At 46.1% G+C, this 24,350-nt stretch carries 16 protein-coding genes; 2 read left to right on the plus strand and 14 right to left on the minus strand.

Features of this window, described 5'->3' with window-relative positions; genetic code table 11:
- Positions 1-127: 127 nt before the first annotated feature.
- Together VJL_RS24930 and VJL_RS24935 are read right to left on the minus strand one after the other, a co-directional pair.
- A complete protein-coding gene (locus tag VJL_RS24930) occupies positions 128-577 on the minus strand; it encodes a GNAT family N-acetyltransferase (protein ID WP_038882022.1) in 450 nt (149 codons plus the stop codon).
- Positions 578-669: 92 nt separating this feature from the next.
- The gene (locus tag VJL_RS24935; protein WP_038882024.1) at positions 670-1,158 is read right to left on the minus strand and encodes a prepilin-type N-terminal cleavage/methylation domain-containing protein; all 489 of its coding nucleotides are present in this window, start codon (positions 1,156-1,158) and stop codon (positions 670-672) included.
- Positions 1,159-1,675: 517 nt separating this feature from the next.
- Between VJL_RS24935 and VJL_RS24940 the strand changes: the two genes are divergently transcribed.
- Both VJL_RS24940 and VJL_RS24945 read left to right on the plus strand, forming a co-directional pair.
- The gene (locus VJL_RS24940; RefSeq protein WP_038882026.1) at positions 1,676-4,804 is read left to right on the plus strand and encodes an HD domain-containing phosphohydrolase; all 3,129 of its coding nucleotides are present in this window, start codon (positions 1,676-1,678) and stop codon (positions 4,802-4,804) included.
- A 207-nt stretch (positions 4,805-5,011) separates the two neighbouring features.
- Positions 5,012-8,155, plus strand: a complete 3,144-nt coding sequence (locus tag VJL_RS24945; RefSeq protein ID WP_038882054.1) for an HD domain-containing phosphohydrolase — start codon at positions 5,012-5,014, stop codon at positions 8,153-8,155.
- Between the two features lie 26 nt (positions 8,156-8,181).
- Here the strand turns inward: VJL_RS24945 and VJL_RS24950 are convergent, their stop codons facing one another.
- From VJL_RS24950 to VJL_RS25005, 12 genes are read right to left on the minus strand one after another with little or no spacing between them, the layout of a single operon-like run.
- On the minus strand, positions 8,182-8,898 hold the full coding sequence (locus tag VJL_RS24950) for a protein kinase domain-containing protein (protein ID WP_038882028.1): 717 nt from the start codon (positions 8,896-8,898) through the stop codon (positions 8,182-8,184).
- Positions 8,899-8,900: 2 nt separating this feature from the next.
- Positions 8,901-12,290, minus strand: a complete 3,390-nt coding sequence (gene tssM, locus VJL_RS24955) for a type VI secretion system membrane subunit TssM (RefSeq protein WP_038882029.1) — start codon at positions 12,288-12,290, stop codon at positions 8,901-8,903.
- On the minus strand, positions 12,287-13,540 hold the full coding sequence (icmH, locus tag VJL_RS24960) for a type IVB secretion system protein IcmH/DotU (protein ID WP_038882031.1): 1,254 nt from the start codon (positions 13,538-13,540) through the stop codon (positions 12,287-12,289). The genes tssM and icmH overlap by 4 nt, the downstream gene beginning before the upstream one ends.
- 6 nt (positions 13,541-13,546) lie before the next feature.
- Positions 13,547-14,878 carry a type VI secretion system baseplate subunit TssK gene (gene tssK, locus VJL_RS24965; protein WP_009704391.1) on the minus strand — a complete coding sequence of 444 codons (1,332 nt, stop codon included), beginning with the start codon at positions 14,876-14,878 and terminating at the stop codon, positions 13,547-13,549.
- A gap of 26 nt (positions 14,879-14,904) precedes the next feature.
- Positions 14,905-15,387 carry a type VI secretion system lipoprotein TssJ gene (gene tssJ, locus VJL_RS24970; protein WP_005442151.1) on the minus strand — a complete coding sequence of 161 codons (483 nt, stop codon included), beginning with the start codon at positions 15,385-15,387 and terminating at the stop codon, positions 14,905-14,907.
- A complete protein-coding gene (locus VJL_RS24975; protein WP_038882032.1) occupies positions 15,387-16,325 on the minus strand; it encodes a type VI secretion system-associated FHA domain protein in 939 nt (312 codons plus the stop codon). The genes tssJ and VJL_RS24975 overlap by 1 nt, the downstream gene beginning before the upstream one ends.
- 3 nt (positions 16,326-16,328) lie before the next feature.
- Positions 16,329-17,132 (minus strand): ABC transporter substrate-binding protein, encoded by an 804-nt coding sequence (locus tag VJL_RS24980; RefSeq protein ID WP_217706692.1) that lies wholly within the window; start codon positions 17,130-17,132, stop codon positions 16,329-16,331.
- A gap of 12 nt (positions 17,133-17,144) precedes the next feature.
- Positions 17,145-19,751, minus strand: a complete 2,607-nt coding sequence (tssH, locus tag VJL_RS24985) for a type VI secretion system ATPase TssH (RefSeq protein WP_038882033.1) — start codon at positions 19,749-19,751, stop codon at positions 17,145-17,147.
- 57 nt (positions 19,752-19,808) lie between these two features.
- The gene (locus VJL_RS24990; protein ID WP_173400292.1) at positions 19,809-20,747 is read right to left on the minus strand and encodes a type VI secretion system baseplate subunit TssG; all 939 of its coding nucleotides are present in this window, start codon (positions 20,745-20,747) and stop codon (positions 19,809-19,811) included.
- 12 nt (positions 20,748-20,759) lie between these two features.
- Positions 20,760-22,511: a type VI secretion system baseplate subunit TssF gene (gene tssF / locus VJL_RS24995; RefSeq protein WP_038882034.1), complete on the minus strand. Its 1,752-nt coding sequence runs from the start codon at positions 22,509-22,511 to the stop codon at positions 20,760-20,762.
- Positions 22,504-22,926: a type VI secretion system baseplate subunit TssE gene (gene tssE, locus VJL_RS25000; protein ID WP_038882035.1), complete on the minus strand. Its 423-nt coding sequence runs from the start codon at positions 22,924-22,926 to the stop codon at positions 22,504-22,506. Before tssE ends, tssF begins: the two co-directional genes overlap by 8 nt.
- A complete protein-coding gene (locus tag VJL_RS25005) occupies positions 22,926-24,320 on the minus strand; it encodes a type VI secretion system contractile sheath domain-containing protein (RefSeq protein ID WP_038882036.1) in 1,395 nt (464 codons plus the stop codon). Before VJL_RS25005 ends, tssE begins: the two co-directional genes overlap by 1 nt.
- Between the last annotated feature and the right edge of the window lie 30 nt (positions 24,321-24,350).

Raw genomic sequence — 24,350 nt, forward strand, 5'->3', positions numbered from 1 at the left:
AAGCTAAAAGGCCTGACTCCGATAGAGTATCGAACTCAGGCCTTGAAAGCCGCTTAACAGAAATGTCCAACTTTACGGGGTCACTTCACAACTCGGCTTTTCGCTTTTTGCTCACGTGTGGGTTTGATTACTTAAGCATGTGAACATAGTTATAAAACTCGACATCGCGTACGTAACCGTGTTTTTCATACACAGATTGAGCAGCTTTGTTGTCTATGCCTGTGCTTAACATAACAAAGGCAGAGTCGGTCTCTTTCGCCAGTTGGTCTGCTTGTTCCAATAAGCGTTCACCAATCCCTCGTTTTCTCTGGGATGAATCCACGTACAAATCGTAGAGAAGCCAAATCTTTTTCATTTCTAACGAACAGAAGAGTGGATAAAGCTGCGCAAAACCAAGCGTTTGCCCACTTTCATCAGTCGCGTAGTACACGACTGATTCTTCATTCTCAATACGAGCTTTGATAAAAGCCTCGGGATCTTTACCTGAAACATCGACTTGGTAGAACTCAAGATACTTCATGTAAAGAGGGGCAATTTTCGCAACGTCAGAGGCGTCTGCTTTTTTTACAACGATCATAATAAAACCTCAAAGGCATACAGGACGTTAGCAAGCATACGCCTAATGTGCAGTAAGGCTTTCCGGTAATCTAATCTCTCTAAAATGATGAGCTAACAATAGTCGTAGAATTTACTCACTTTCAGCTCATCCATGGCCACGATGCCTTCTACATCGAAAGCCGTGAAAGGGCGATGAATATTGATAAAACAGCCTGCATCTCGGATTTGTTGCAGGGATTTCTCCTTACCTAAATAGACCAGCAATGAGGGTGTTTCCGTCGAGCCCATATTGGCAAGATTAAACCCATCGATTTGCATTGCATTCGCCACGTTAAAATCATCCAATGCGAGTGAACCCATTCGAATATAAATGTCATGATCTGAGAGTTTTGCCAACGGTTCCTTTTCAACGCCTTGTATTTTGGCCTTGGTCATCACGACCTCATTGGTGGCATGAAAAGCACCAACGAAAGCTTCTAGGGTATTGATTCGAGCCTCGCGTTGCATTTGCATCATCTTAGGTGCAGAAAACAGTCCAATGATCGCCAGTACTACAACTGCAACCACCACTTCCGTTAGGGAGAATCCTTTTTGTTTCATAGAGATTTCTTATAAATGGGGTGTAACACAAAAGAGGCGACATGGTAGCGAGCGAAGTGCTCAGGATAAATTTGAGATGAACGATTGTTCCAACAGATAAAACCTATCAGTGCTTCTTCTCAATCAAATACAAGCGATGCTTTTTTCTTATTTTCACGACAAGCAGTGTGTCTTCATTCCCACTAGTATAAATATTGAGCTTATTAGAAAGGTGGTGTCGATGTAGGTGTTGTCTGGTTTTGTGAATGCCTTTTGAAGAATGGATTTGCTTGCGATATGCATCAAAAAATAATCGCTGTTAACCATCAATTTGAGTCAATTAACAAGTAATAAATTTGGTTCTGTGAAGGACAATCTTATTTATCGGATCGTTTTAAACATAGGTTTTGCAAAATTGATAGCAAATATTACGTTGTATAAGTCTACGCTTATGTATGGGGTTATTTAGTATTTTGATAGTAAATGGTGGTGTAAAGCCGACAGTTTTGGCACTTTATGGTGATGCCGGGGCGCAAGAATGAAACGCAGTTCTGAGCTAAAAAGTAAATATTCAATCAAGTTCATTGTAAGTAGCATGTTCATGTTAGTGACGGCACTTACGGCGATCTTTGCTATGGGTATGCAGTATTACTTTGGGCAGAAAATGTCGCAGGAGCACGTCATCTCAAGGTTGAGTACGGCGGCGGCAGATGTAAGTGAATACATTCACCAAGTCGATAGCAATGCGATCAGCAGTACAAGAATGCTCAAGAGCTTTCTTTCTATGTCTGACCACAACTTTTCTGAAAAAGAAATTCTCACCTTGTTTGCTCAAGTTTTGGATGAAAACCCGTTCATTCAAAGCTTGTATGTGGGTAGCGAGAATGAAGATTTCTTTCAAATCATAAACCTAAAAACCTCGGTAACGATTCGCGATAAGATGAGCGCCGATGCGGTAGATCGCTGGGCCATCGCTAAAGCCACTGGGATTGGTCCGGATAGACAAATGATCGTGTCTTACGTGGACAGCAACTTTAATGTGAATCGAACCGTTGCGAGCAAAACGTCATTTTATCCTACCCGCAGACCATGGTTTATCGGGGCGACAGAAACTAACGTCTATAAGACCGAGCCTTACCTGTTTAAAAATATGAAGGTCACGGGTCAGAGCTATGCGATCCGCAGTGGTAAAGATGTTATCGGTATCGATATTGAACTGTCGACACTGAACTCAAAAATCGCGTCAACCGCGCTGGGTATGAGTTTAGAAAGTGGGGCGGAGTCTTTTATCTTCAACCATAAGGGTGAAGTGATCGCGTCGAACATCGATCTAGAACGCGATATCAAAGTGCCACCGTCTGAACCATTGACGCTGACTGAGCCTCAACGTGCGCTTGTGATGAACTCTCCCGCATTATTGGTCTCGAACCAAAACGACTGGGGACCTTATGACTTTTCTCAAGCTGGTGAACCTCAGGGTTATGCCGTCGATTTGTTGAGAATACTCTCTCAGCAAACCGGCTTAGAGTTCGATTTTATCAATGGTTTTGAATCGATCACTCTATCGAAAAAGTACTTGAGAGGCACCATTGATGTGCTTCATTCCGTGTCTGGAGAAGTGTCTGAGTACGGCGAGCAAAGCGCAACCATGTACACCGCAGACTTGGCGATAGCAGGGAAGAGCCAACGTTTCATTCCTATTTCTCTTGAGAATTTCACTGATGAAGTGGGCGTTGTTTGCGGGTTTGGCATGAAGGAGTGGTTACAAGAAAACTACCCTAAGCTGAACATTGTTGAATTTGAAAGTCTAAGTGATGCAAAAGAAGCGCTAGAGAAAGGCGATATACCTTATTTGGTTGATACCTATTTGACGTTGGATGAACTCAATGGCTTGGAGAAAACATCTACCGTCACAGTAAGAAAACTGGATGCGAAGCCAGTGCCTTATCACATTTACATAAACCAAGAGCACGCGGGTTTGTTAGAGGTGCTTAACCTTGCCATCGAGTCGATTACACCGGAGCAAAGAGAAGCATTAACGCAAAAATGGCTGGAATCAAACCATTGGCGCGGAACGTTTGTGCCATACCCAGAAGTATTTCAACTGTCGAAAGACACGTCTAACTACAACACCATGGTGAGACGAAGTATTGAAGGGCAAAACTACTTTGTTTATGTAACGCCAATCTCAAGTTCCAGCGGCGGTGATGACTACTTTTCGGTGGTGATTCCAAAAGAAATTGTCACCGATGCAGTAACAAAGCGCTTGTTTAACTCGCTGTTGTTTACTGCGCTGGTCATGTTAGGTCTTTTCCCTCTTGCTTGGCGACTTGGTACACCAATGACGCGCTCAATTTACGCGTTGAAAGCAAGAACGCGAAAGATCCGTGCTCGTCGCTTCGATAAAGTGTGGCCGATGACGACGCGAGTAAAAGAGATTGATGAACTCTCAGATGCCATGATGGAAATGGTGGCCGAGATTCAGTCACACGAGAAGCAGCAAGAAGAGTTTGTTGAAGCCTTTATTCGCCTTATCGCACAAGCGATCGATGACAAGTCACCATACACCGCAGGGCATTGTAATCGAGTGCCAGAAATCGGCATGATGCTGGCGGAAGCGGCTGAAAAATGTCAAAGCGGTAAATTCAAAAACTTCGCCTTCCAAAATGACGCAGAGCGAAGGGAGTTCCGTATCGCGGCGTGGTTGCACGATTGCGGCAAAATAACCACCCCAGAGCACATCGTTGATAAAGGCACCAAGCTAGAGGCGAACTACAACCGAATCAATGAAATTCGCACTCGCTTTGAAGTGTTACGCAGAGACCTAGAAATCGAATACCTAAACGCCTTGTTGCGTGACGAGGTAGACAAAGACGTCGCAAAAGCCGAGTTTGAAGAAAAAGTACGTCAGCTCAATGATGACTTTGAGTTTATCGCCAATGCAAACATTGGTGGTGAGTTCATGAGTGAAGATAAGATCGAGCGAGTGAAGCAAATCGCTGAGAAAACGTGGTTACGATACTTTGATGACCGCTTAGGTCTGTCACCATTTGAAGAAATGAATAAGCCAACTTCCAACACACCGCTGCCGGTAAGGGAAAAGCTGTTGGAAGACAAGCCAGAACATATCATCAAGCGTATTCGCCCTGTTGAGTTTGCGCCGGAACATGGCATTCAAATGCAAGTGCCGGAGCATCAGTACAACATGGGTGAAGTCTATAACCTGACTATTTCTCGCGGTACGTTGACACCAGAAGATCGTTTCAAAATCAATGAACACATGATCAGTGGCATTAAGATGCTAGAGGCCTTGCCGTTCCCACCAGAGCTAAGCAATGTTCCGCGTTATGCGTCTACTCACCACGAGACGCTGAAAGGGACAGGATACCCTCGTAAGTTGAGTGCGGATGACTTGTCGATTCCAGAGCGCATCCTAGTGATTGCGGACATTTTTGAGGCATTAACGGCGGGAGACCGACCTTACAAGAAAGCGAAACCAGTGAGTGTGGCTATCGATATTATGTACAAGATGGCGTTGGATGAGCACTTGGATATGGACCTGTTCTTGTTGTTCCTAGAGAGCGGCGTTTACCTCGAATACGCCAAGAAGTTTATGCCAGAAACGCAAGTGGATGAGGTTGATATTCAAAAGTATCTCTCTCATTGAATCACAATGTTTTAACCCTCCCAAAAACATCAGCTAAGAGCGGTACTTCGGTATCGCTCTTTTTTATTGCGTAAAAGTGATCTTTGGCTTGTATGCGACGCAAGTCTCTGAAAAATATCTACTAGACTTGAAAAGTATATGCTTCAGGTTGCTTTGATAAAGCGAGTTGCTGAGTTTGTTGTTGAAGCCATCGGAGGGCTTTATCGCGTGAAGACTAAATCTGGTACCTCTCGTAAATTTTCGATTAAGTTCACCGTCGGGAGTTTGTTTGTAATTGCGACAGCGGTGACGGCGCTGCTTGGACTCGGCATGCAGTACTACTTCGGCAAACAGATGTCGGAAGAACATATCCTGACGCATTTAACCATGACAGCTAAAGACGTCAGCAATCATATCCATCAAATAGATGCTAGTGCGACCAGCAGCGCGGGTATCTTGCGCAGTGTCGCGGACTTCAGTGATACGCAATTCAGTGTGGACGAAATCCAACGAGTGTTCGTTCAAGCGCTCATCGACAATCCCGTCTTTTACAGCATCTATTTTGCCAATAACAATGAGTATTTCTTTCAAGTCATTAATTTAGAATCATTTCCGGAAGTGCGAAGGAGGATTGGGGCAACATCTAACGAACGTTGGGTCATCATTACCATCAAAGGTGATGGCGAAGAACGAATGCGACAAACCATGTATTACTCCGAGTCGCTTGAGGTTGTCCGCCAAACAGAACAGAAAAGTAACTTTTATCCAACTCGCCGACCTTGGTTTGCTAGCGCATCAAGAGACAGTGTTTACAAAACCGATCCTTACCTTTTTCAGCATCTAAAGATCACCGGACAGTCTTATTCTGTGCGTAGTAAAGGCGCTGTTATTGGTGTAGATACAGTCCTCTCGTCGTTGAGCGAAAAGATCAGTGCCACCGAACTTGGAATGAAAAAGGACGACAGCGTTGAGGCGTTTATTTTTAATAACCGCGGTGAAGTTGTTGCATCTAACATCAATGTTTTTCATGAAGTGGATATTCCTGATTCATCGCTTTTGGTGTTAAGCGAGCCACAAAAAGCCTTGCTAGACGACCGAGAGTTTGTGGTTTCGAATCAAAACGACTGGGGACCTTACGACTACACCCAAAGTGGCGAACCTAGTGGTTATGTTGTTGATGTACTCAACCTGATTTCGCAGAAAACGGGCATGAGGTTAGAGTTCGTTAATGGTTTCAGCTCAATAGAGTTGGAAAAGAAATATCGCAGGGGAGAGATTGATATCCTCCAGCCAGTGCTTGGTACTCCGGCAGAGTTAGGTATCAAAAGTGACACTCTTTTCATCGGGCAGCTCGCAATTGCAACTAAAACAACCAATCCAATGCCTACATCATTAAGGGAATTAGGTGATGAAAGCGTTGGTGTGGTGGCGGGTTTTGGTATGAAAGAGTGGCTGCTTAAACGCTATCCGTCACTGAATATTGTCGAGCAGCCGAATCTCGATTTAGCGAAGCGAGCGCTGCATATGGGGGATATTCAGTACCTTGTAGACAGTTACTTAACCATGGTTGAGATGAAGCGGTTAGTGAAACTGACCAATGTTCATGTCGTGTTGCTCAACGCGCCACCTTTGGAGTTTTCTCTGTTTATGAAGGAGAAAGATAAAGATGTGGTCGAGCTGATTAATCAAGCGATCACAGCTATTTCACCCGAGCAAAAAGTGGCGTTGCAAGAAAAATGGCTCAAGCCACATCAATGGAGGGGGAGTTTTGTCCCTTATCCAGAGGTCTATGAGGCAGTGATTCAGAAAGACAAACATGACACGATGAACAAAGTGACCATTGATGGTGAAAGTCGATTCCTCTACATCACCAAGTTGTATTCGACTCGTGGCACGATCGATTACTTTGCTGTGATCGTTTCTGGCCAAGTAGTGACGGATGCGGTGACAAGTCGATTGTCTAAAGCGATTGCTATTACGGCGTTCGCAATGATGATTCTCTGCCCATTGGCGTGGAGGGTGGGTTCGCCAATTGTGCGCCCAATTGTTGCGCTGAGAAAAGAGACCATCAAAATCAAAGACCGTCAGTTTGATAAACTCGTCCCGGTAGAAACGCGTATCAAAGAAGTCTCTGACTTGTCCGATTCGGTCACCGAAATGACGCAAGAGATTCAGCATCACGAGCAACAGCAAGAAGAGTTTGTTGAAGCTTTTATTCGCCTTATTGCGCAAGCGATCGATGATAAATCTCCTTATACTGCGGGGCACTGTAATCGTGTTCCGGAAATTGGCTTGATGTTGGCAGAGGCTATAGAGAAGTGCGACACCGGCAAGTTCAAAGACTTTAAGTTCAACAATGAAGACGAACGACGTGAATTCCGTATCGCGGCTTGGTTACATGACTGTGGCAAGATAACCACGCCAGAACACATCGTTGATAAAGGCACTAAGTTAGAAGCTAACTACAACCGCATCAATGAAATTCGCACTCGTTTCGAAGTACTAAGGCGAGACGCTGAGGTGGAAATGTGGAAGTCTATATCTACTGGTGAACTGTCAAAAGAAGAAGCGCAAGCCAAGTTCGACCAACGAGTTGCGCAGTTGGACGAAGAATTCCGATTTGTTGCCAACGCCAACGTAGGCGGAGAGTTCATGAGTGACGAGAAGATTGAGCGAATAAAACAAATCGCCCAGCAAACTTGGTTGCGTCACTATGATGATCATCTTGGTCTTTCTCCATTTGAAGAAATGATTAAGCCAAAATCTGACGTGACGCTACCCGTGGTTGAAAACCTTTTAGCGGATAAGCCTGACCATATTATTGATCGCGTTCGCCCAATGGAATTTGCACCGGAGCATGGCATTAAGGTGCAAGTGCCAGAGCATCAATATAACTTGGGTGAAGTTTACAACCTGACCATTTCCCGCGGGACGCTAACACCAGAAGACCGTTTCAAAATTAACGAGCATATGATCAGCGGCATCAAAATGTTGGGGGCACTGCCATTCCCTCCAGAGTTAAGCAACGTACCGCGTTACGCTTCGACTCACCATGAAACGCTGAAAGGCACAGGCTATCCGCGTCGGTTGAGTGCAGAAGATTTATCAACCCCAGAACGCATCTTAGTGATTGCGGATATTTTTGAAGCGTTAACCGCAGGGGATCGACCTTACAAGAAAGCCAAGCCAGTAAGTGTTGCGGTCGACATCATGTACAAGATGGCACTGGACGAGCATTTGGATATGGACTTGTTCTTGTTGTTCTTAGAAAGCGGGGTTTACCGTGACTATGCTAACAAGTTTATGCCAACTGAACAGGTTGATGAGGTGGATATTGAGAAGTATCTGAAGTCCAAATCATCAGACGCGTAAGCCAGAGAGCTTAGAGCGTTGAATCTCTACAACTTCAAAGAGTGTCGCATTCGTTGCCACTCTTTTTGTATCAGAACTTGGTAGCGTGTTGGTAAATCAATGTTGCTTGGGGTAGGTAGCAGTTCTGCCGCTTCTTGTAACGAGAGACCAGCAAAGGGATGTTGATCGTGGCAGCTGAGCAAGGTCATTGCCAAGGCATAGAAATCATCGTTCGTACTTGCCTGACCGATACGCAGACAAGGGCGTGTCGCACTATAGGCTCGGCTAACGGTTGTATGTGAATGCTCTCGGTATTTAGCATCAACTCGAATCACACTGCCAAAGTCGATAAGCCGAACTTGGTTATTTGGCGTCACGATGACGTTGTGTGGCTTGATATCGCCATGCAGATATCCCGTTTTGTGTAGGTTTAGCAAAGCGAATTCAAGCTTGCTTATTAAACCTTGAGGTAATAAATCGGGCTCTATCGCGTTAAGTGTTTTGCCTTCAAGATACTGGCTCATTAACCAGTCGGCGTGGTTTTGCGAGCCATAACCGTGAAAGTTTGCCCAGTAATCCGACGCGTATTTGGATAGAAAGTCCGCTTCAGCCATCAAGGCCCGTTTCTCAGCCAAACTGCGCGCTACCTTGATGACCACAGAACCATAAAGTTTGTGCTCGCACTGAAACACGTTTTCGCTCAAAGGCGCTACATAAGTAACGCCACAAGCTCTAAATAGGGTTTGATTGGCGAACGTGTTCATCACTAAATGCTCGCAGGTAACACAAAGCCCGCAAAGAAGTTCGGTACGAACGGATTGTTCTGACCTTGAGTTTTAATCGTTAAGCGAACCTTATCGCCATTGTAATCAAACTCAAGCTGAGTGCTTTGCGAAGAGGTTGAAGTGACGCGCGGCTCAATCAAGCGGAACCATGCCCAACTGCCTTTAAACTGTTCATTGGCAATCGGCGTTGCTTGTTTTTGTAGACGCACCGTTAATGCATCTTGCGCGACAGAATCACCTTTCCAGCTTTGTTGTGTCCACAGCATTGGACCGTGTTGATAAGTGAAAATCGGTTTTTCAGCACGAATGGAAAACTCAGTCAGCGCCGAGCTCATTTCTGTTGGTTTCATCTGGAATTGAATCGCGACGTTTTTTGGATCAGCTAAAAACAGGGCAGAGCGAATGTCTTTGGCTTTATCAAACATCAGCCAAATCGCAGGATCTAACGCAAAACCAGTATTTGGCAATAAGCCGGACATAAACGGCGCTCGTTGCTCTGTCGAGAAGCCTTTCAACATGGTTTGATAGAAGGTGTCCAATGTGCCATCTGTCTTGAAGAAGGCAGCAACATCCGCCGTGCTTGCGTCGCTGTTCGCACTTTTCTTAAACGGGTAGAAAGCCGCGATCGAGTTTTCATAAGGCTGGTAGACTTCGCTGTTCCACATACTATTAAGGTATTGGTGAGCCAAGTTCATCACTAACTCATTGGTTTGCACTGTCACATAGTCAATCACTTCACCGGATAGCGGTGGCTGAGAATCGGTCAATGACGCCAACTGTGCGACCGGATTTTGCGCTTTTAAACCGGCTGATAACGTTTCGTAAGCCACTTTGTCTGGCGTGTTGGATTTGTAGAACTGATCGAGCCATTTAGCCGTGTTCGCAAAACCTTCCAGCACGGAATCTATTGGTTTCTTACCCTGATCGTCTGGCGTCACTTGTTTGTGGAAATCATTAAACGTCAGTGTGATTTGTCGAGCTGATTCTTTCTTCTCGTTGTCTTGCGCAGCATCGGCAATCTCTTCATCGGTCTTCTTCTTCGCATCTTTTGGCTCAGGTAGAAGAACCGAAGTGTAGTTGCTGATGGTGGTAAACAGCTTAGACATTGGATTGTTTGAGGCATTGTTGAGCACGTTCAAGCTGGCATTCAACTGCTCAGAACCGGAAATGGTTTTCACCTCGATGCTATTAATAAAATCGCGCCAGTAATTGATGTAATCGTTCTGGTACATGCGCTTCAAGTCGTGGCTGATTCGGTGCATTTCTAGTGCACTTGGGGCTTGGCCTGCGATGCCTTCATAAGCGGATAACGCTTCGATAAGAAGAGGGGACTCGACCGAAAGATCCAGCTCGTTAAAGCCAGTCGGTGTGTACAAGTAAGGCACGAAATAACCCACGTAGCCAGGTTTGAATTGATATATCTGATTGAAGTTAGAGCCAAGTTCTTTACGCACGTCGATGCGCTTCTCGTACGCATGATCGTTCAAAATGTGTTGGTAGAGTAGCGTCTCGATGTTGGATTGATTGATGACTTGCTTCGCCAGCCCTTCAAGCTCTTGATTGGCAGTTGTCGCCACCAAGTGCTGGTTAAACACATCGTCGAGCAACACTTTGAGCTGAGCTACATTGGTTTTGTCTGCTTCGCCTTGGTGCTCTAAGTTTGCTAGGAAGTAGCTTTTGAGCTCTTCAATGTTGGTGCGATTTTTATCAAACAACAGTCGATAGTCATTCAACAATTCGAGCGTTCTGGCTTGATCTTCCAAGTTCACATACACATACAAGTCGCTCTCAATGGTGTGCGCCATAGAAGGGATCTGCACTTGTTGCAGCTCTTTGGTGTAAGCCGCTTCAACTTCTGGTTTGATGGTCGCATTCGGTAGGAATGGCAATGTATACCAAGGTTCAGGCTCCTGATATAGCGCGTAAATGCGATGCATGGTGTACAGGTTTGGAATGTTGCCCACCAAATCTTCTTTGCTGTATGGCTGTGCTGCGATCGCTTCTTTGTAACGCTCTAACATGCCATCGGCTTTGGCTTCACGATTGGTTTGATAATCGAAGTCGAGCTTGAGAATCGTCAGTGTACCAATCAATAAACCGAGCCAAATTAGGGTGTAGGCGGTTTGGCTGAACCACAACCAATTCTCTTTATGGCGGTTAACCCCGACTAAAGTGTTTTCATTTAGCACAACATGAGACATCAAATGCTGGGCGAACAAGGTTTGTTGAACGGGCATTTGTTGGTGTTGCTGATATTGCTCATTGCCGAGGGATTGATTGACCACGTTCGCGAGTAAATCATGCTGCGCGAAATCACTGCCACTGTGGGTAAAGTAGAAGCCGCGGAAGTTGAGCCCATCTGTGTATTGGTCACCTCGATGCAAACGCTGTAAGAAGTGCCACAAATTCTGTTTAAGCAGACCAAATTGGTATGGCGCACCGCAAATGGCATTGCGGAAATCTTGGTTAAGCTGCGCTCCCAACGCATTGCTCATGTTCGAGATTAACTGACCGATGAGGTGGTCGTATTCGTCATTGAACCAATCGGCATCAATGCCACCATGTTTTTGCACTGGGCTGGTGGCGCCGAACACTTCATTGCGTCTCGCTTCATCAAACGCAGAAAAGAACTGACAGAAATCGCTCACTTGACCCATGTTGGTTAGGACATTGTAGACAGGTAAGTTCAAACCAAATGAACGATTGAATGCTTTGATTTGCGATTTCAATTGGTCGGCTTTTTGTGAAAGGGTTTCACTATTGCCAACTAACTGTTCAATTTCTGTGGTGAGCAACAAGCCGTTAATCGCTTGTCTCGGACGCCATTTATTTAGGCACTGACACAGTGTTTTTAAGTAAAGCGGTTGCTGATCTTCGCCCATGCTGACGGAAATGAGAATTGAGTGTTCACTGAGCCAAAATAGAATCGGAAACTCAATGTCATTACCAAAGTCATCCACCTTATAAGCTTCGTAACCCATCTGCGTGATGATGCTTTTGTCTTTGCTTGGGTTATCACTGAGTAACAGATAAATCGGCTGATCGTAACGGCTGGTTAAGCGCTTTTTACGTTTTTGTAGGCCGAGCATTTTCTTGAAGTGGAAGGTGAGTAACTTGGAGCGTTTGATGATTAGTGCACGTTCTTGGTCTTGCTCAAGACTCTTTTTCACCTTGCGATTGATTAACCAAAAGCAAAGCCCAGCAGACAGCAGTGCCACAATGGCTGTCGTGATGACGCCTGTCCATAAGAAATCAGGATACGCAACAAACCAAGTCAGTAAGCCGCCTAAGATTGCCAGAAGCAGAAGGGTAACAAGGCTCCAAATGATTGCCTTTTTTCTTGTCGGTGTGTTTGGGTTGTCTTGCGTCATCGTGACTCAACCTCGCTTTGTTTGTTTTTGTTATGCACCACTAAGCCGTTGACGTTGGCATTCTCTCGATACCAATTATTGATGGTTTTAGCTTGGTCTGCGTTATCACATCGAACAATGACGCGAACGTATGAATTGATGTTATCCGCGACAGGTTGATAGTTGGATGTCGGCAGTTGGGCGATAAACTTCTCGGCGTTTTTAAGGTTAGAGAAGGTTGCAAGTTGCACCAACCAATCAGTATCTGCTGTAGGGCTCGTCGTTGGATTGCTCTTCGCTTCTGTCGTGGGTGTTTTCGCTCGTGGCGTCACGGCTTTTGGTTGGCTCGGCGCTGTACGAGGTGGTTGAGTGGTATTTACCGCGACTTTATTGCCTTTTAAATCGTCGTCAGTGCTGACATACACGATGTCTTCCGCACGACCAGATTCAATATAGCGCTGGCTGTACTCACCAAGCTGAACAAAATCACGTGCCCGCTGTGGTTTGGTTTTGTTGTACCAGAAATAGGTCAGAGCAACGCTCAAACCAATGATAGTTAGGAAAAATAGAGTGGTGACAAGGTAACGTTTCTTGCGCGTTGGCTTACGTGTTTTAGGTACCGAAACCTTAGTATGACAATAGATTCCACCGGCTTGTCGGTACTGACTTAAAATCTGCTCTAAGCGGTAGGTAAAACTCTTTAGCTGTTCGCTGCCTGTTTCGCGGTACTGACCTTTAAACCCGATATTGAGGAACAGGTAAACCACTTCTAATAAGTCGATCAGCTTGTGTGGTTGGCGCGCTGCTTTCTCAGCCACAGTAAAGAAAAGCTCACCGCCGTTGCGCATACCAAATAGTTCACTGAGTAAGGTTTTGTTTTCCCACCCACGTTTCTCACCCCAATCGGTGTAGACAATCAATTCATCCAAAACCACGGCATACAGGAAACAGAGCTTGTCGATCACGGCGACTGGGTAGGTCAACTCGGCACCTTTGGTTTTAATTTCATTAATGGAAGCCACCAGTTGATGCCTGAGCGTGGTGATGTCTTCGGGCTCCGGTAAAGTGTTGATCTTGAGCGTGACAGCCAATAACTCAGAACTGATGTTGATCAGCTGATTCTCGGCTTTATCGAAATGATGTAAGAACCCAATATTGGCTTGCGCAGCGTTGACCGAATGCCATTTTACGTCAGGCATGTCGGTATCTTTACTCACGAAGTCATTTTCGCTGCTGTCCCAAACTAAGGTATCTTCATCCAAATAGTTCATAGCTTACTACCTCAGTGCGTACAGCATCACTTCTAGGTCGCCAACACGTGTATCGACGTGCAGCGCCAGTGCATCGCGGTTTTCAATCATTTCTAACCAATTGCGGTCTGACGTATCCACTTCAAAATACGCTGTGCCTTGCATCGGTTTTAGTTCACTTGGCGCAACAGGAAGCGGCGTCAGTTGCACGCCAGAAAGGGCATTACGCACAATCTCGACAATCTTGTTATTGCTGCTAAGTTTGGCTGCTGCAGGGAACAACTCGTTGAGCTCGGTGCTGCTGATATTAGAACGGACACTGAGAACGAATCGGCGATCGGACAGGTTGTGACCATCTTTTACCAAGGTGCGCAGCAAGCGGCGTCGCTCAAACAATGAAGTGTCGAAGGCGAACTCAATCACAGAGTCTTGCTGAACCAGCGTGAGCATATTGCGCAGATTCGAAAAAAGCGGATTAAAGCAATCGTACAGACGATGGAAATCCAACGGTTGACATGGTTCTGGAATTGCGGGTGTGGATGCCATGACTTGCGCTTCAAACTTGCGTAGCTCCAAATAAAGCTGATGGGTTTGAAACTTTGGATTCGACAAGGACAAATCAAACCACGGAAGCCAAGTGTTGAGTGTTTGCAGCCACAGGTAATCCTGCATCATCGACTGCGGACTCTTTTGTCCTTGTCCAGCTTGAATACGTTTGAGCAAGCTGGTGGCACGGTTGGACGTGAGGGCATGAATCTCTTTCAAACGTTCAACCAATAGCTGTGATGCACCATAGTGCAAACACGCAGGAATAAAGGAACGGTCTAGCATCACTTCGCCCGTTTCGCTGCATTCCAACACCTTGGCGAAAGGTATGAGGGTAAAGCCTGAAGTGTCTTCGCCTTCTAGTTTAATCGCTATATTGAGCTGCGCGACGTCCACCTCAACGCTGGCATTCTCAGAGGTTGAAGTATCAAACACATTGATGGTTCGTGTGAGATAGCGGCTTTGTTCCGATTCATCATTGGCGTAATCATTATTGCCTTGCAGAGAAACAGGCAATGCTAAGTAAGCCATTTTCTCAATCGTACCGTGCGGCACATCTCTGGCGACTTCGCGTTTCAGTTCGAAATGCGTGCCATCTGGGAACAACCCTGCGCTAGAAGAGACGGAAAGCTTGCCAATTTTAAGAAGATCGTGATTGATCACCAAGTCGGTCACACCATAGTAAGGGGCATAACCAGCAAGCGTTTCGACGTTTTGTCTGACGTAGTTTTGTGTGTATCTGTCTTGTTGTTGAAAGTGTTGTGGGGCAATGAACATACCTTCTTGCCAAACGACCTTTTTATATGCGTCCACTAGATTTCCCTATCTACTGAATTGAGTTAAAAAACATCCCACCAAGGCGAATCTGGTGTCACGGTTTGCAATGCTGCTTTGTTACCGCTTATCTTTAACTGGATATATTGTTCTTCTTCCTGAGGCGTGGTTGTCACTACCGTCGCCGTGCTTGCATCATATTCGGCAAATTCCACCAATACGCCGATGTATTGAGTGGTCTTGTTGATGTCTAAGGTTTGTTTGCTATTGCTGTCTGGCATCACCACGGGCAGCACTTGTTTCGACACCAAGTTTGCGCCTAATAGGCTCACGTCATCGTTGTACAAATCGATAAACGGCAATTGCTTAAACTGCTGGGCATCGGTCAGTTGATACAAGCGCACTACCACGGGATTGGTACTGTTGTTGGCACTTGGGTTTATCGTCTTCTCTGCGCTTACCGCCAATTGATATTGCGTCACAACCGGTGTTGGGTCGGATGAACACCCCACCAAAGCGAAAGCGAGTAAACTAAGCCAAATCTTCATCAGCTTTCCTCGCTTTGCTTTTGCATGTTTTCCATAAACATCGCTTTGAACTGGCGACGAAAATCACCGTTGTCTTGTCGATGTTGGAAGTGCTTGCGGTAAATTTTCCAATACTTCTTGTCTTTGCTGCTGAACAGACCGCCAGATACAAATTCGCTAAATTGATTCTCTAGTTGGTTCGGAGCGAATTCATTGAGGAACTGATCGAGTGTTTTATCCAAGGCATCAAACAAAGCATCATGTACAAGCGGTGGGTTGCGAAGGTATTGCTGATTCTTCTCAGTAATCGTAATCAGCTTTTCGATAGAGGCTTCCAGCTCTGATGTTGGAAGGTGGTCTCCCGGAAGGTACTCAATCTCCGTAGAACGCTCCATTGCTTGCTGCTGTTTCGACACTTCATCCACTTCAAAGTGATCCGCCAGTTCGTCATCGTCGATGTCTTCAAACGGGTCGGAGGAGAAGGGGTCATCGCTCATTACATTCTGGTGGGAGTAATGAACTTCCGATTTCACGGGTTCGACGATATCTCCTTCATCGAGAAAATCGACATTGTCTTCTAGTTGCAGGTCGAACTTGGTCGCAAAGAGGTCATCGGATTGCTCTTCGACAGGCGCTTTGCTCGACGTGAGTGTTGATACCAACATCGAATAGCTTTCGATCTTTAAAATGTCGCCATCGTTGAGTGGGTAATCTTTGTCTCTCACCATGGCTTTATCGTTGAGGCGAGCCGGGTTCTTGCCGCTACTCTTCACCAAATAACCTGTTTCAGTGAGACGAATTTGTCCGTGAATACGCGAGATGCGCTTTGATTGATCGGGCAATGCCACCTCACAAGAAGCAGAACGCCCAAACTGCCCGCCAGACTCGGGCAAATAGATGACTCTTGAAGTCACCACCTCTTCAGAGGGTACAGAAATCAAATGTATGCTGATCGCCACTTGTTATCCCTCGCATTTAGCCAACGCTGTGTTGAAAGCGGTTAAGAAACCAGAATATTTGTCCAAAAAGCGGTTAGAAAAATACACGCCCATTGGCTTGGTTTCGAATACTTGAGAATAGAAGTAATCGCTTGGAAGAGAGGCTTGGCTTATTTCCGTGTGAAACACTCGTTCATCTTCCAGTGCGACGTCAATTTCTCTTTGTTTTAAAAGCCTTAGTAAAACCTTAGCATCTCGTGGCTGCTTAACGACGTTGTATCCATTACGTTTCAGCCAAAACCATGTGCTTGAGCCAAATTCTGCCGAGAACTTAAGGTTCAACTTTGACAAATCATCAAGCTTAGGCTTTACACCGGGACCAAAATACCAACGCAGTTTTTGCTCGGTAATGGGAGCAGACAACGTTGCGTAGCTGTCATGTTCTCTGGTTTTCGGCGAGACGAAAAAGCCATGTTGTTGACCACTGTGCACGTGAAGCTGTGCGTCAGACCATTCTGTCATGGTCAGTTGGTAAGGTTGTCCCATTTCGCCCAGCGCGCATTTGACGCGATTAAGCGCAAACCCATCCATGTTTTGATTTTGGTGAGTTTGGTACGGTGCCCATTTGTGGGTCGCAAGCAGCAATCGATCGGGACCAATCCAAACTTGTGCCCATGCTTCGAACGAGAATAGGGCACCAAGCAAAATAAACAGCGATGAAACCAGCTTGGTTATTTTGCGGAAAAAGCTCACCCCACAGCTGACCGCCGCCTCTTGAACAAGAATCGAGGTGGTGACGAGATGGGGTGAATGTACGCTTCTAAACATCATGATTCGTTACTACTGAATATCCAGTTCAAAGCCCTGTGGCGTCGACGCAGCGGTGACCGTCACTTGGCTAATCGGTTGTTGTGCGCTCAGGCGCGCGATGCATTCTTCTGCCAATTTCGGCATCAAAGAGCGGTTAATGATTTGCTCAACCGCACGACCACCTGTCGTAGGGTCGGTGTTTTTGCTGACAACCAAATCCACAAAACCAGCATCCCACGTAAAGCTCGCTTGATACTGTTCTGCCAGTTTTTTACGAATGCGGTTTAGCGCGATTTCGGTGATCTTCGCCAACTCATCATCGTTGAGTGGGTAATAAGGCACGATGGTAGTACGTCCAAGGAACGCAGGTTTGAAGTAGCGTTGTAGATCGGGACGAATCGCTTCAAGCAGTTCATCGTTGCTGATGCGTTCGGCGTTTTCATCACAGACATCGCAAATCGCTTGGTCAGCGGCGTTAGAAGTCATGATGATTAAGGTGTTTTTGAAATCGACCGTACGACCTTCGCTGTCTTTGATGTAGCCTTTATCGAAGATTTGATAGAAGAGGTCATGAACGCCCGGATGCGCTTTTTCCATCTCATCCAAAAGCAAGACAGAGTAGGGATTGCGGCGAATCGCCTCGGTTAACACGCCACCTTCACCAAAGCCAACATAGCCGGCAGGCGAGCCAAGTAACATTGAGATTTTGTGTTCTTCTTTAAACTCGGTCATGTTGATAACCGTGAGATCGTTGCTGCCTCCGTAAAGTTGCTCAGCCAGCGCCATAGCGGTTTCCGTTTTACCGACACCACTTGGACCACACATCAAGAACACACCGATTGGCTTGCGATTGTCGGTCAAGCCTGCCCGTGAGATTCGAATCGCTTTTGCCAGTTCTTGCTTCGCCACGTTTTGACCGATAACGCGTTTATCCAGCTCAGATTCCAAAGACAATAGGCGAGCGATTTCATCACTCATCATGCTGCCAACGGGAATGCCTGTCCAACCGGAAATGACTTGAGCGATGGTCGAATCATCCACCATTGCATTAACTAATGGCTCTTCACCTTGAAGCTCGTGCAATTGATCGAGAAGGGCATTTAACTGGCTTTGCTGAGCTTCGTCCGGCGTTTCGCTTTCTGTGATGCTTTGTTGTAGCGCTTTAATCTCATCAACCAATGTGATTTCTTGCTCCCAACGCGTTTGGTAGTCAGCTAATTGAGATTGGTTGGTGGTGATTTCTTGCTTCAATTCGGTGATCTCTTCTGTGCCTGTGCCGAACAAATCAAATTCTTTCTCTAAAGCAGACTGTTCGTTTTGTTGATAACGAATGGTTTGCTCCAACGCTTCAATCACTTCTGGTTTTGCACCTTGGGTTAAAGCAATACGCGCACTAGCTGTATCGAGCAAGCTGATCGCTTTATCTGGCAATTGGCGAGAGGGTAAGTAGCGAATAGATAGGTTAACCGCGGCATCGATCGCGGATTCTGTAATAAACGCGCCGTGGTGCTTTTGCAGTGAAGCCGCAATGCCTCGCAGCATCTGTTTGGCATCTTCTGCATTTGGCTCTTCTACCGTGACGACTTGGAAACGGCGGGTCAAAGCAGGATCTTTCTCGAAGTACTTTTTGTATTCTGCCCATGTTGTTGCGGCAATGGTTTTGAACTCACCACGTGCAAGAGCGGGTTTCAATAAATTGGCAGCATCATTTTGTCCTGCTGCACCGCCAGCGCCGATCAGTGTGTGTGCTTCATCAATAAACACAATGATTGGTACATCGCTGCTTTTCACTTCATTGATGACGTCTTTAAGGCGGTTTTCGAATTCGCCTTTTACGCTTGCTCCTGCTTGTAATAAACCTAAATCAAGCGAATGGAGCTGAACGCCTTGCAGCGCACTTGGTACTTCATCTGCTGCGATTCTCAGCGCTAAGCCTTCAACGACAGCAGTTTTACCCACACCCGGTTCACCAACAAAAATAGGGTTGTTCTGGCGTTTACGACAAAGAATGTCGATGGCTTTTCTTACTTCAGAATTACGCCCAGAAATCGGGTCGATATTGCCTTCAATCGCTTGTTGAGTCAGGTTGATGGTGTACTTGCTTAATGCATCGTTCGCGCTTGCTGTGTTTACTGCTGAACTTGCTTCACCCGCGCTTTGTTGCGTTGCTCGCTTAACCGGCGTTTTGTTGATTAAACCTTGCAGTGACTCGGTCGACACGTTTTGTAGTGATTCGAGATTGTTGCTCGATACGCCCATGACATTCTGTTGCAACAGCGCTTGAACGAGATGCAGGCTGATGATTTCACCATGACCATAGTTAACGGAGGCAATCATCCAAGTGTCTTTTAGAAGTTCAGTCAGTGCATGGCTGAGCGTTGGTTGGCTGTCTTGTACTTTTGGTAAGCGCTCGATGCGATTCGCCAGTTCACTGGCAAGTTGATCCTGATTGATCTTCTGACTTTCAATCAGTGTTTTTAAGTGCGCGTCTTGCTGATTCAATAGCGTGAGCAACCAATGTTCTGGTTCAATGGCAGCAACGCCTTGGTTCATAGCTGCACCCGCAGAGGCTTCCAATGCGCGTTTTAATTCTGGCGATAACTTGGCGACTAAATTAGTCAGCGTTACTTGTGTCATAACCTTATCCTTGTCTTTTTCGCGATAACCTTCTTTGTCGTCGCGGTGTCTACCTAGCTATTTCAGAAGAATCCGAATCCGCTCTGTAGGTTTACGTTCTGGGGCGAGGCAATCCACTTCACCCAATTTCGCGGCTTGAGCTGGTTGAGCAGACAGCCTTGGTTTTTCGAGATACGCACGCTTAACGTTGAGATAAATAGAAATCGGCGTGGCGTCTCGTAAATAATGTTGAATGAGTTGGCGCATGTGGCTCGCCAACTGAGTATCTCTATGAATTTGATGCAGCTCTTTGCGGTTGGCAGGTTGGATACTCACCACCAAATGTTGGTTGTAAGTCATGCACGTTTTGCCAATGAGGAAACCTTGTCCGATCCCGCTGTTGTAGTCGTCTTTCTGTCCTAAACGGGTAAGAGAACTCGCGGGTAACTGACGACGTTCATGGCTCTTACTCGACACATCGATTTGGTAAGGGAAGTAGTCGTTAAGGATCTGCTCTAACGTTTCTAAGCTACGATGCCCTTGAGCGAACAACAGCGAATACTGGAACAGCGCGCCGTGTTCGTGTTTCAGGTTCGCCAGTTGTTTGAGTAGGTCGGTTTTTTCTTTTGCCAACTCTTTCTGCACCAAGAGGTGAGGAGCGAGTTCTAACTGCGCGGCAAGTTCAAAATGGCGTTGATTGAATACGTCTAAAAAGTCCTTGAGTGCGTGATCGTCGTTATGCAGTGCAAACAACAGTTCCTCATAGATGTAGTTTGGGATAACCCCTTGTGCGCCAGATAGTGCTTGCTGCGCAATACGAACCTTGGCGCTGTGGTCACTGAACGAGAAGTATTGAATATCGTCGGCATCACCATGAGGCATGGCTTCCGCTTTGAGCTCTAACTTCAGCTTATGCCTAGACTGTTTTGCCATTTGCATCAGCAATCGCATTGCTTGAGCAAAGTCGTACTCATGTGGGTTCGCTTTCAAATCGTTAATCAGTGACATCGACATCATCTATCTTCCACGCTACATCGAGCGCTGGCTCCCGTGGATTTTTGGATAACGCCTCGCAATGCCATCTTTGCCATAAAGACGAATTGTGAGCTGAATGTAGCGATCAAAACTACAGAACTGTTGGAAGAAGCGATTCAACACATCGGTGAAAGTCAGATAGTTGCCAGAGGTATCGAGAGTGATTTCAATCTCTGTACCTGGAGAGAAAACGTTCTTGCCTAGAATACGCATTGATGAAACCTGCGAGCGCACTTTTACTGACTGAATCATCTGAATTTCATCGCTTACTAACTGATTGCGGCTACACAATTGCAGCATTTGTTTAAGCTGCTGAGTAGGGTCTTCTGAGTGCAACAGAGACGAGAAATTACTGTTAAGTAGCCCGATAAACTGCCAGTGCATATTGGCGTCAGATTCACGTTCTATCGGAGCTGAAGGTGGGTAGAGCGAATGAAAATCACCGGGCAAATCGATCGGCTCTAAACATGTCATCTCACCGTTGATGGTGCATGCTTGTTTGCCATTAGTACAAAGAAGGCGAGTGCCATAGAGTTTGTTGAATTCGAGTTCTTGGTTGGCGCTTAGGCTGATCGCTAATCGCAGTTCACCTGTGGAGTCTTTTCGGCTTTGCCAGTAATCACAATGTGGGTCACTTTGGTAACTGTCTTTAAACAGTGGTGTCAGCAGTTTTTGACCGCTCGACGTAATCTCAAACACATCCAAAATGTCGACCACTTGAATTTCATTATCGGTATGCGCATCGGCATTAACGGGAATGGTCAGGCTGCGTTGGTCATAGCTGGTTGGTTCGCCCGTCTGCTCGAAGAGGTTCACCGCAGGCACCACATTGAGCTTAAACACTTGGTTGTCGAAAAGACGGATAAACTCCATCGGCAAAGAGTGCATAAACAGGTTTAACACCACAATGGAGCAATCATGTTGCTGGCACGCTTCACCAAAGCCTTTAAAACGGAAGAACTGACGTTTCTCTTTGAAGAAGAAAAATTCGTTCATCAAATGGTAGCCAGAAAATTGATTGCCTTTTTGTGGCAGAAATTGAAACTGCTTATCGCTGATTCGGCTCTTTAGCTGGTTCGCCGCTAAGACTGCGTGATTCTCACCATTGATGTCGGAAATCGATATCGCACGTGCTTCACTGAGCAGCAGTTCTACCAAGGAATCCGCATTGTTCTCGAAACCTTGAACGAAGAAGTCGAGATCTTCTAACGTTAGTTGACTGAAGTGCACATCATCATCGCCAGTAGACAGAGTGAGCTGAATAACGGCGGTAGTTTGTTCACTGCCTTGTGGGCGATTGAAGTCAAAGGGCGCGCTGCTTGCCTTGGTGTCAATCAGTGCAAATGGTGTCGTTTTGAGTTCATCCGTTGTGGTGAACAAACATGTTTTGCCTTGCGATTCGGAAGAAAAGCGTGTGCCTTTGGGAAGCGTCGTGCTGTCGGTGGAAGGCGCGTCTGTGCTCATTTCTAGATACGCCACACTTGGCACAGTTTGAATGTAACTTGGGTAGAGTACGCCAAGTAATCCTTCGACAACTTCAGGGATTTGCTCAGATAGACGTTTTTCGACGTTGGCATTCAATAGTGCCACGCCATCCAATAAGCGAGCCAAACTTGGATCTTCGATTTGTCCCTGATGAATATTGAGGCGTTGTGCGTGTTCTGGATGTTCAGAACCAAACTGACCGAGGGCTCGGCGAACAAAAGTCAGTTCTTGTTCGTAATAACGCAGTAGAGGATCACTCATACAAATCCTCCTTCATATCGGTGGTCATGTCGCTTAATGAAATCTTGGAATCAAAAATCAGCTCTTTTTCGCCCTGTGCCGTTTTGGCTTTAGCGACAATATTGAAAGCGATGGTGTTTTCTCCCGCTTTGCGCTCAACAAGTTCAACCATGACTTGGCTTAGGCGTGGCTCGAAATGTCGAATGTAGTTTTCTAGTTTGAGGGCTAATTGCTGGTGGTCGAGACTGGCACTCAACAGGTGCACATCCTCTATGCCAAACCGGTAGTTAGAGCGCTGCACTTCGGTTGATCGATCATCAATGCTCATAAGTGACGCTTCCGAATCAAACAGACGAGTCAGGTGATACTTGATGTCCTCGATATCATCTCGACGAGTCGTAGGGGCAGTTTGCACAAAGGTACGCCAAAAACTCATTACGCCACCTCATCCAATTCTGTTGTCAGCACCACTTCGCCGCTGAAATGGTCGTATTGATACTGCGGTACGATGCGCAAAGTACAGACGAAATTGCCCGGATGATGATCAGAGTCGCACACGCTGATCTTTGCAAAACTCAATGGGTATTTTGATAGGGTTTCTTCGTTGGCGTACGCGACGTTACTAGAGAATTTTTCAACCCACTGAGAGAGGAACAACTCACACTCAGCCGCTGTTTTGAAGCTGCCAATCATCTCTCGCACTTGTACTTTGAGATAATGTGCAATGCGGCAAGACATCAACGAGGTTTGGATTTGAGTGAGCACTTTCTCGTTATCAGACTCGCTGTTGTGCCAAATCGAATTGTTACCATTGAAGTAAAACTTGTCGCTCAAAGGACTCTTAGTAAGAGGGATAAAACCGCTGCGACTGTAGAAGGTCGACAGTTGCCCAAACAAGGTCACTTTGGTTTGAGGTTGAATCAGAAAATGGCTATCGCTTTGGCTTTGATTGACCACGGCACCTTGGTTGTTGTCGTTCCAACGAGATTTCAAGAAGCCAAACCAACTCACACGTTGATGTTCTCGCATAATGGTGGATATAAACGCAAAGCCCGCATTGCCCCAAAGCCCGTTTTTTTTCTCGTTGTAGATGAATCCCACTTTGGCGTTTTGATAACGTGTACGCATGCACATTTCTGGCATCACTAAACCAACAAAACGCGCAGAGGGCTTACTACGTAAAGACTGCCACGATTGGTAATCAGGGCTGGTCAGGATCTTCTCGATTCGGTTGATATCAGACAGCCAGTCTGCGCCGGATTCGACAAAGAAATCGCGATTCGGAGCAAACAACATTGGACATAACGTCGCTTCACCCAAGCGGCTTAACAGTTCGACGGTGAACAGATCATCGTAGTCGGATTCGAAATCCATATCTGCCGCGATAGGTTGTGTGAACAGCAAGCAACCGAATGGATGTCCGCCTAAGGTGTTTAACTCTTGGTTGCCGATGTTGTTGTACAGCTCAGACGTTTTGGTGCTGTAGGCTTGATTGACGTCGGAAGACACTTCTTCCCAACTCATATTGAGCAGCTTGAGTTGAGTGCGTTGGTAATTAACGGGCAGGGTGGCTAAGCCTTGAAGCCCTAGCCAATTGGTTTGCAGTGCCTCAAATTCTGGATGATGCAGTAAAGTATCCATCTGTTTTGAGAGCTTATTGTCAATCTCTGCAATTAAGCGCGAAACATGTGTGATAAGCGCATCGGAACTGTCTAGCGCGGAGCGAGACACTTGAGACAGTAAAGAGAGCGCCTCTTGTAAAAAGTCGCTGTCTTTATCGTCTAGCTGTGTAAATTGGGTCTGCCAACCTGAGTGATAAATCTTACTCATACTATCCTTGTGACCTAAATCGAATTGGCT

Origin of the sequence: Vibrio jasicida CAIM 1864 = LMG 25398 (assembly GCF_000400365.1) — a bacterium.
GTDB classification, from domain to species: domain Bacteria; phylum Pseudomonadota; class Gammaproteobacteria; order Enterobacterales; family Vibrionaceae; genus Vibrio; species Vibrio jasicida.

Excerpts from the sequence above, each read along its gene's own strand:
- tssM (WP_038882029.1), bottom strand. The coding sequence starts at position 12,290 with ATGACGCAAGACAACCCAAACACACCGACAAGAAAAAAGGCAATCATT.
- VJL_RS24990 (WP_173400292.1), bottom strand. The coding sequence starts at position 20,747 with ATGATGTCGATGTCACTGATTAACGATTTGAAAGCGAACCCACATGAG.
- tssE (WP_038882035.1), bottom strand. The coding sequence starts at position 22,926 with ATGAGTTTTTGGCGTACCTTTGTGCAAACTGCCCCTACGACTCGTCGA.
- VJL_RS24950 (WP_038882028.1), bottom strand. The coding sequence starts at position 8,898 with ATGAACACGTTCGCCAATCAAACCCTATTTAGAGCTTGTGGCGTTACT.
- tssF (WP_038882034.1), bottom strand. The coding sequence starts at position 22,511 with ATGAGTGATCCTCTACTGCGTTATTACGAACAAGAACTGACTTTTGTT.
- VJL_RS24980 (WP_217706692.1), bottom strand. The coding sequence starts at position 17,132 with ATGTTTAGAAGCGTACATTCACCCCATCTCGTCACCACCTCGATTCTT.
- VJL_RS24940 (WP_038882026.1), top strand. The coding sequence starts at position 1,676 with ATGAAACGCAGTTCTGAGCTAAAAAGTAAATATTCAATCAAGTTCATT.
- tssH (WP_038882033.1), bottom strand. The coding sequence starts at position 19,751 with ATGACACAAGTAACGCTGACTAATTTAGTCGCCAAGTTATCGCCAGAA.
- VJL_RS24935 (WP_038882024.1), bottom strand. The coding sequence starts at position 1,158 with ATGAAACAAAAAGGATTCTCCCTAACGGAAGTGGTGGTTGCAGTTGTA.
- tssJ (WP_005442151.1), bottom strand. The coding sequence starts at position 15,387 with ATGAAGATTTGGCTTAGTTTACTCGCTTTCGCTTTGGTGGGGTGTTCA.
- VJL_RS25005 (WP_038882036.1), bottom strand. The coding sequence starts at position 24,320 with ATGAGTAAGATTTATCACTCAGGTTGGCAGACCCAATTTACACAGCTA.
- icmH (WP_038882031.1), bottom strand. The coding sequence starts at position 13,540 with ATGAACTATTTGGATGAAGATACCTTAGTTTGGGACAGCAGCGAAAAT.
- VJL_RS24930 (WP_038882022.1), bottom strand. The coding sequence starts at position 577 with ATGATCGTTGTAAAAAAAGCAGACGCCTCTGACGTTGCGAAAATTGCC.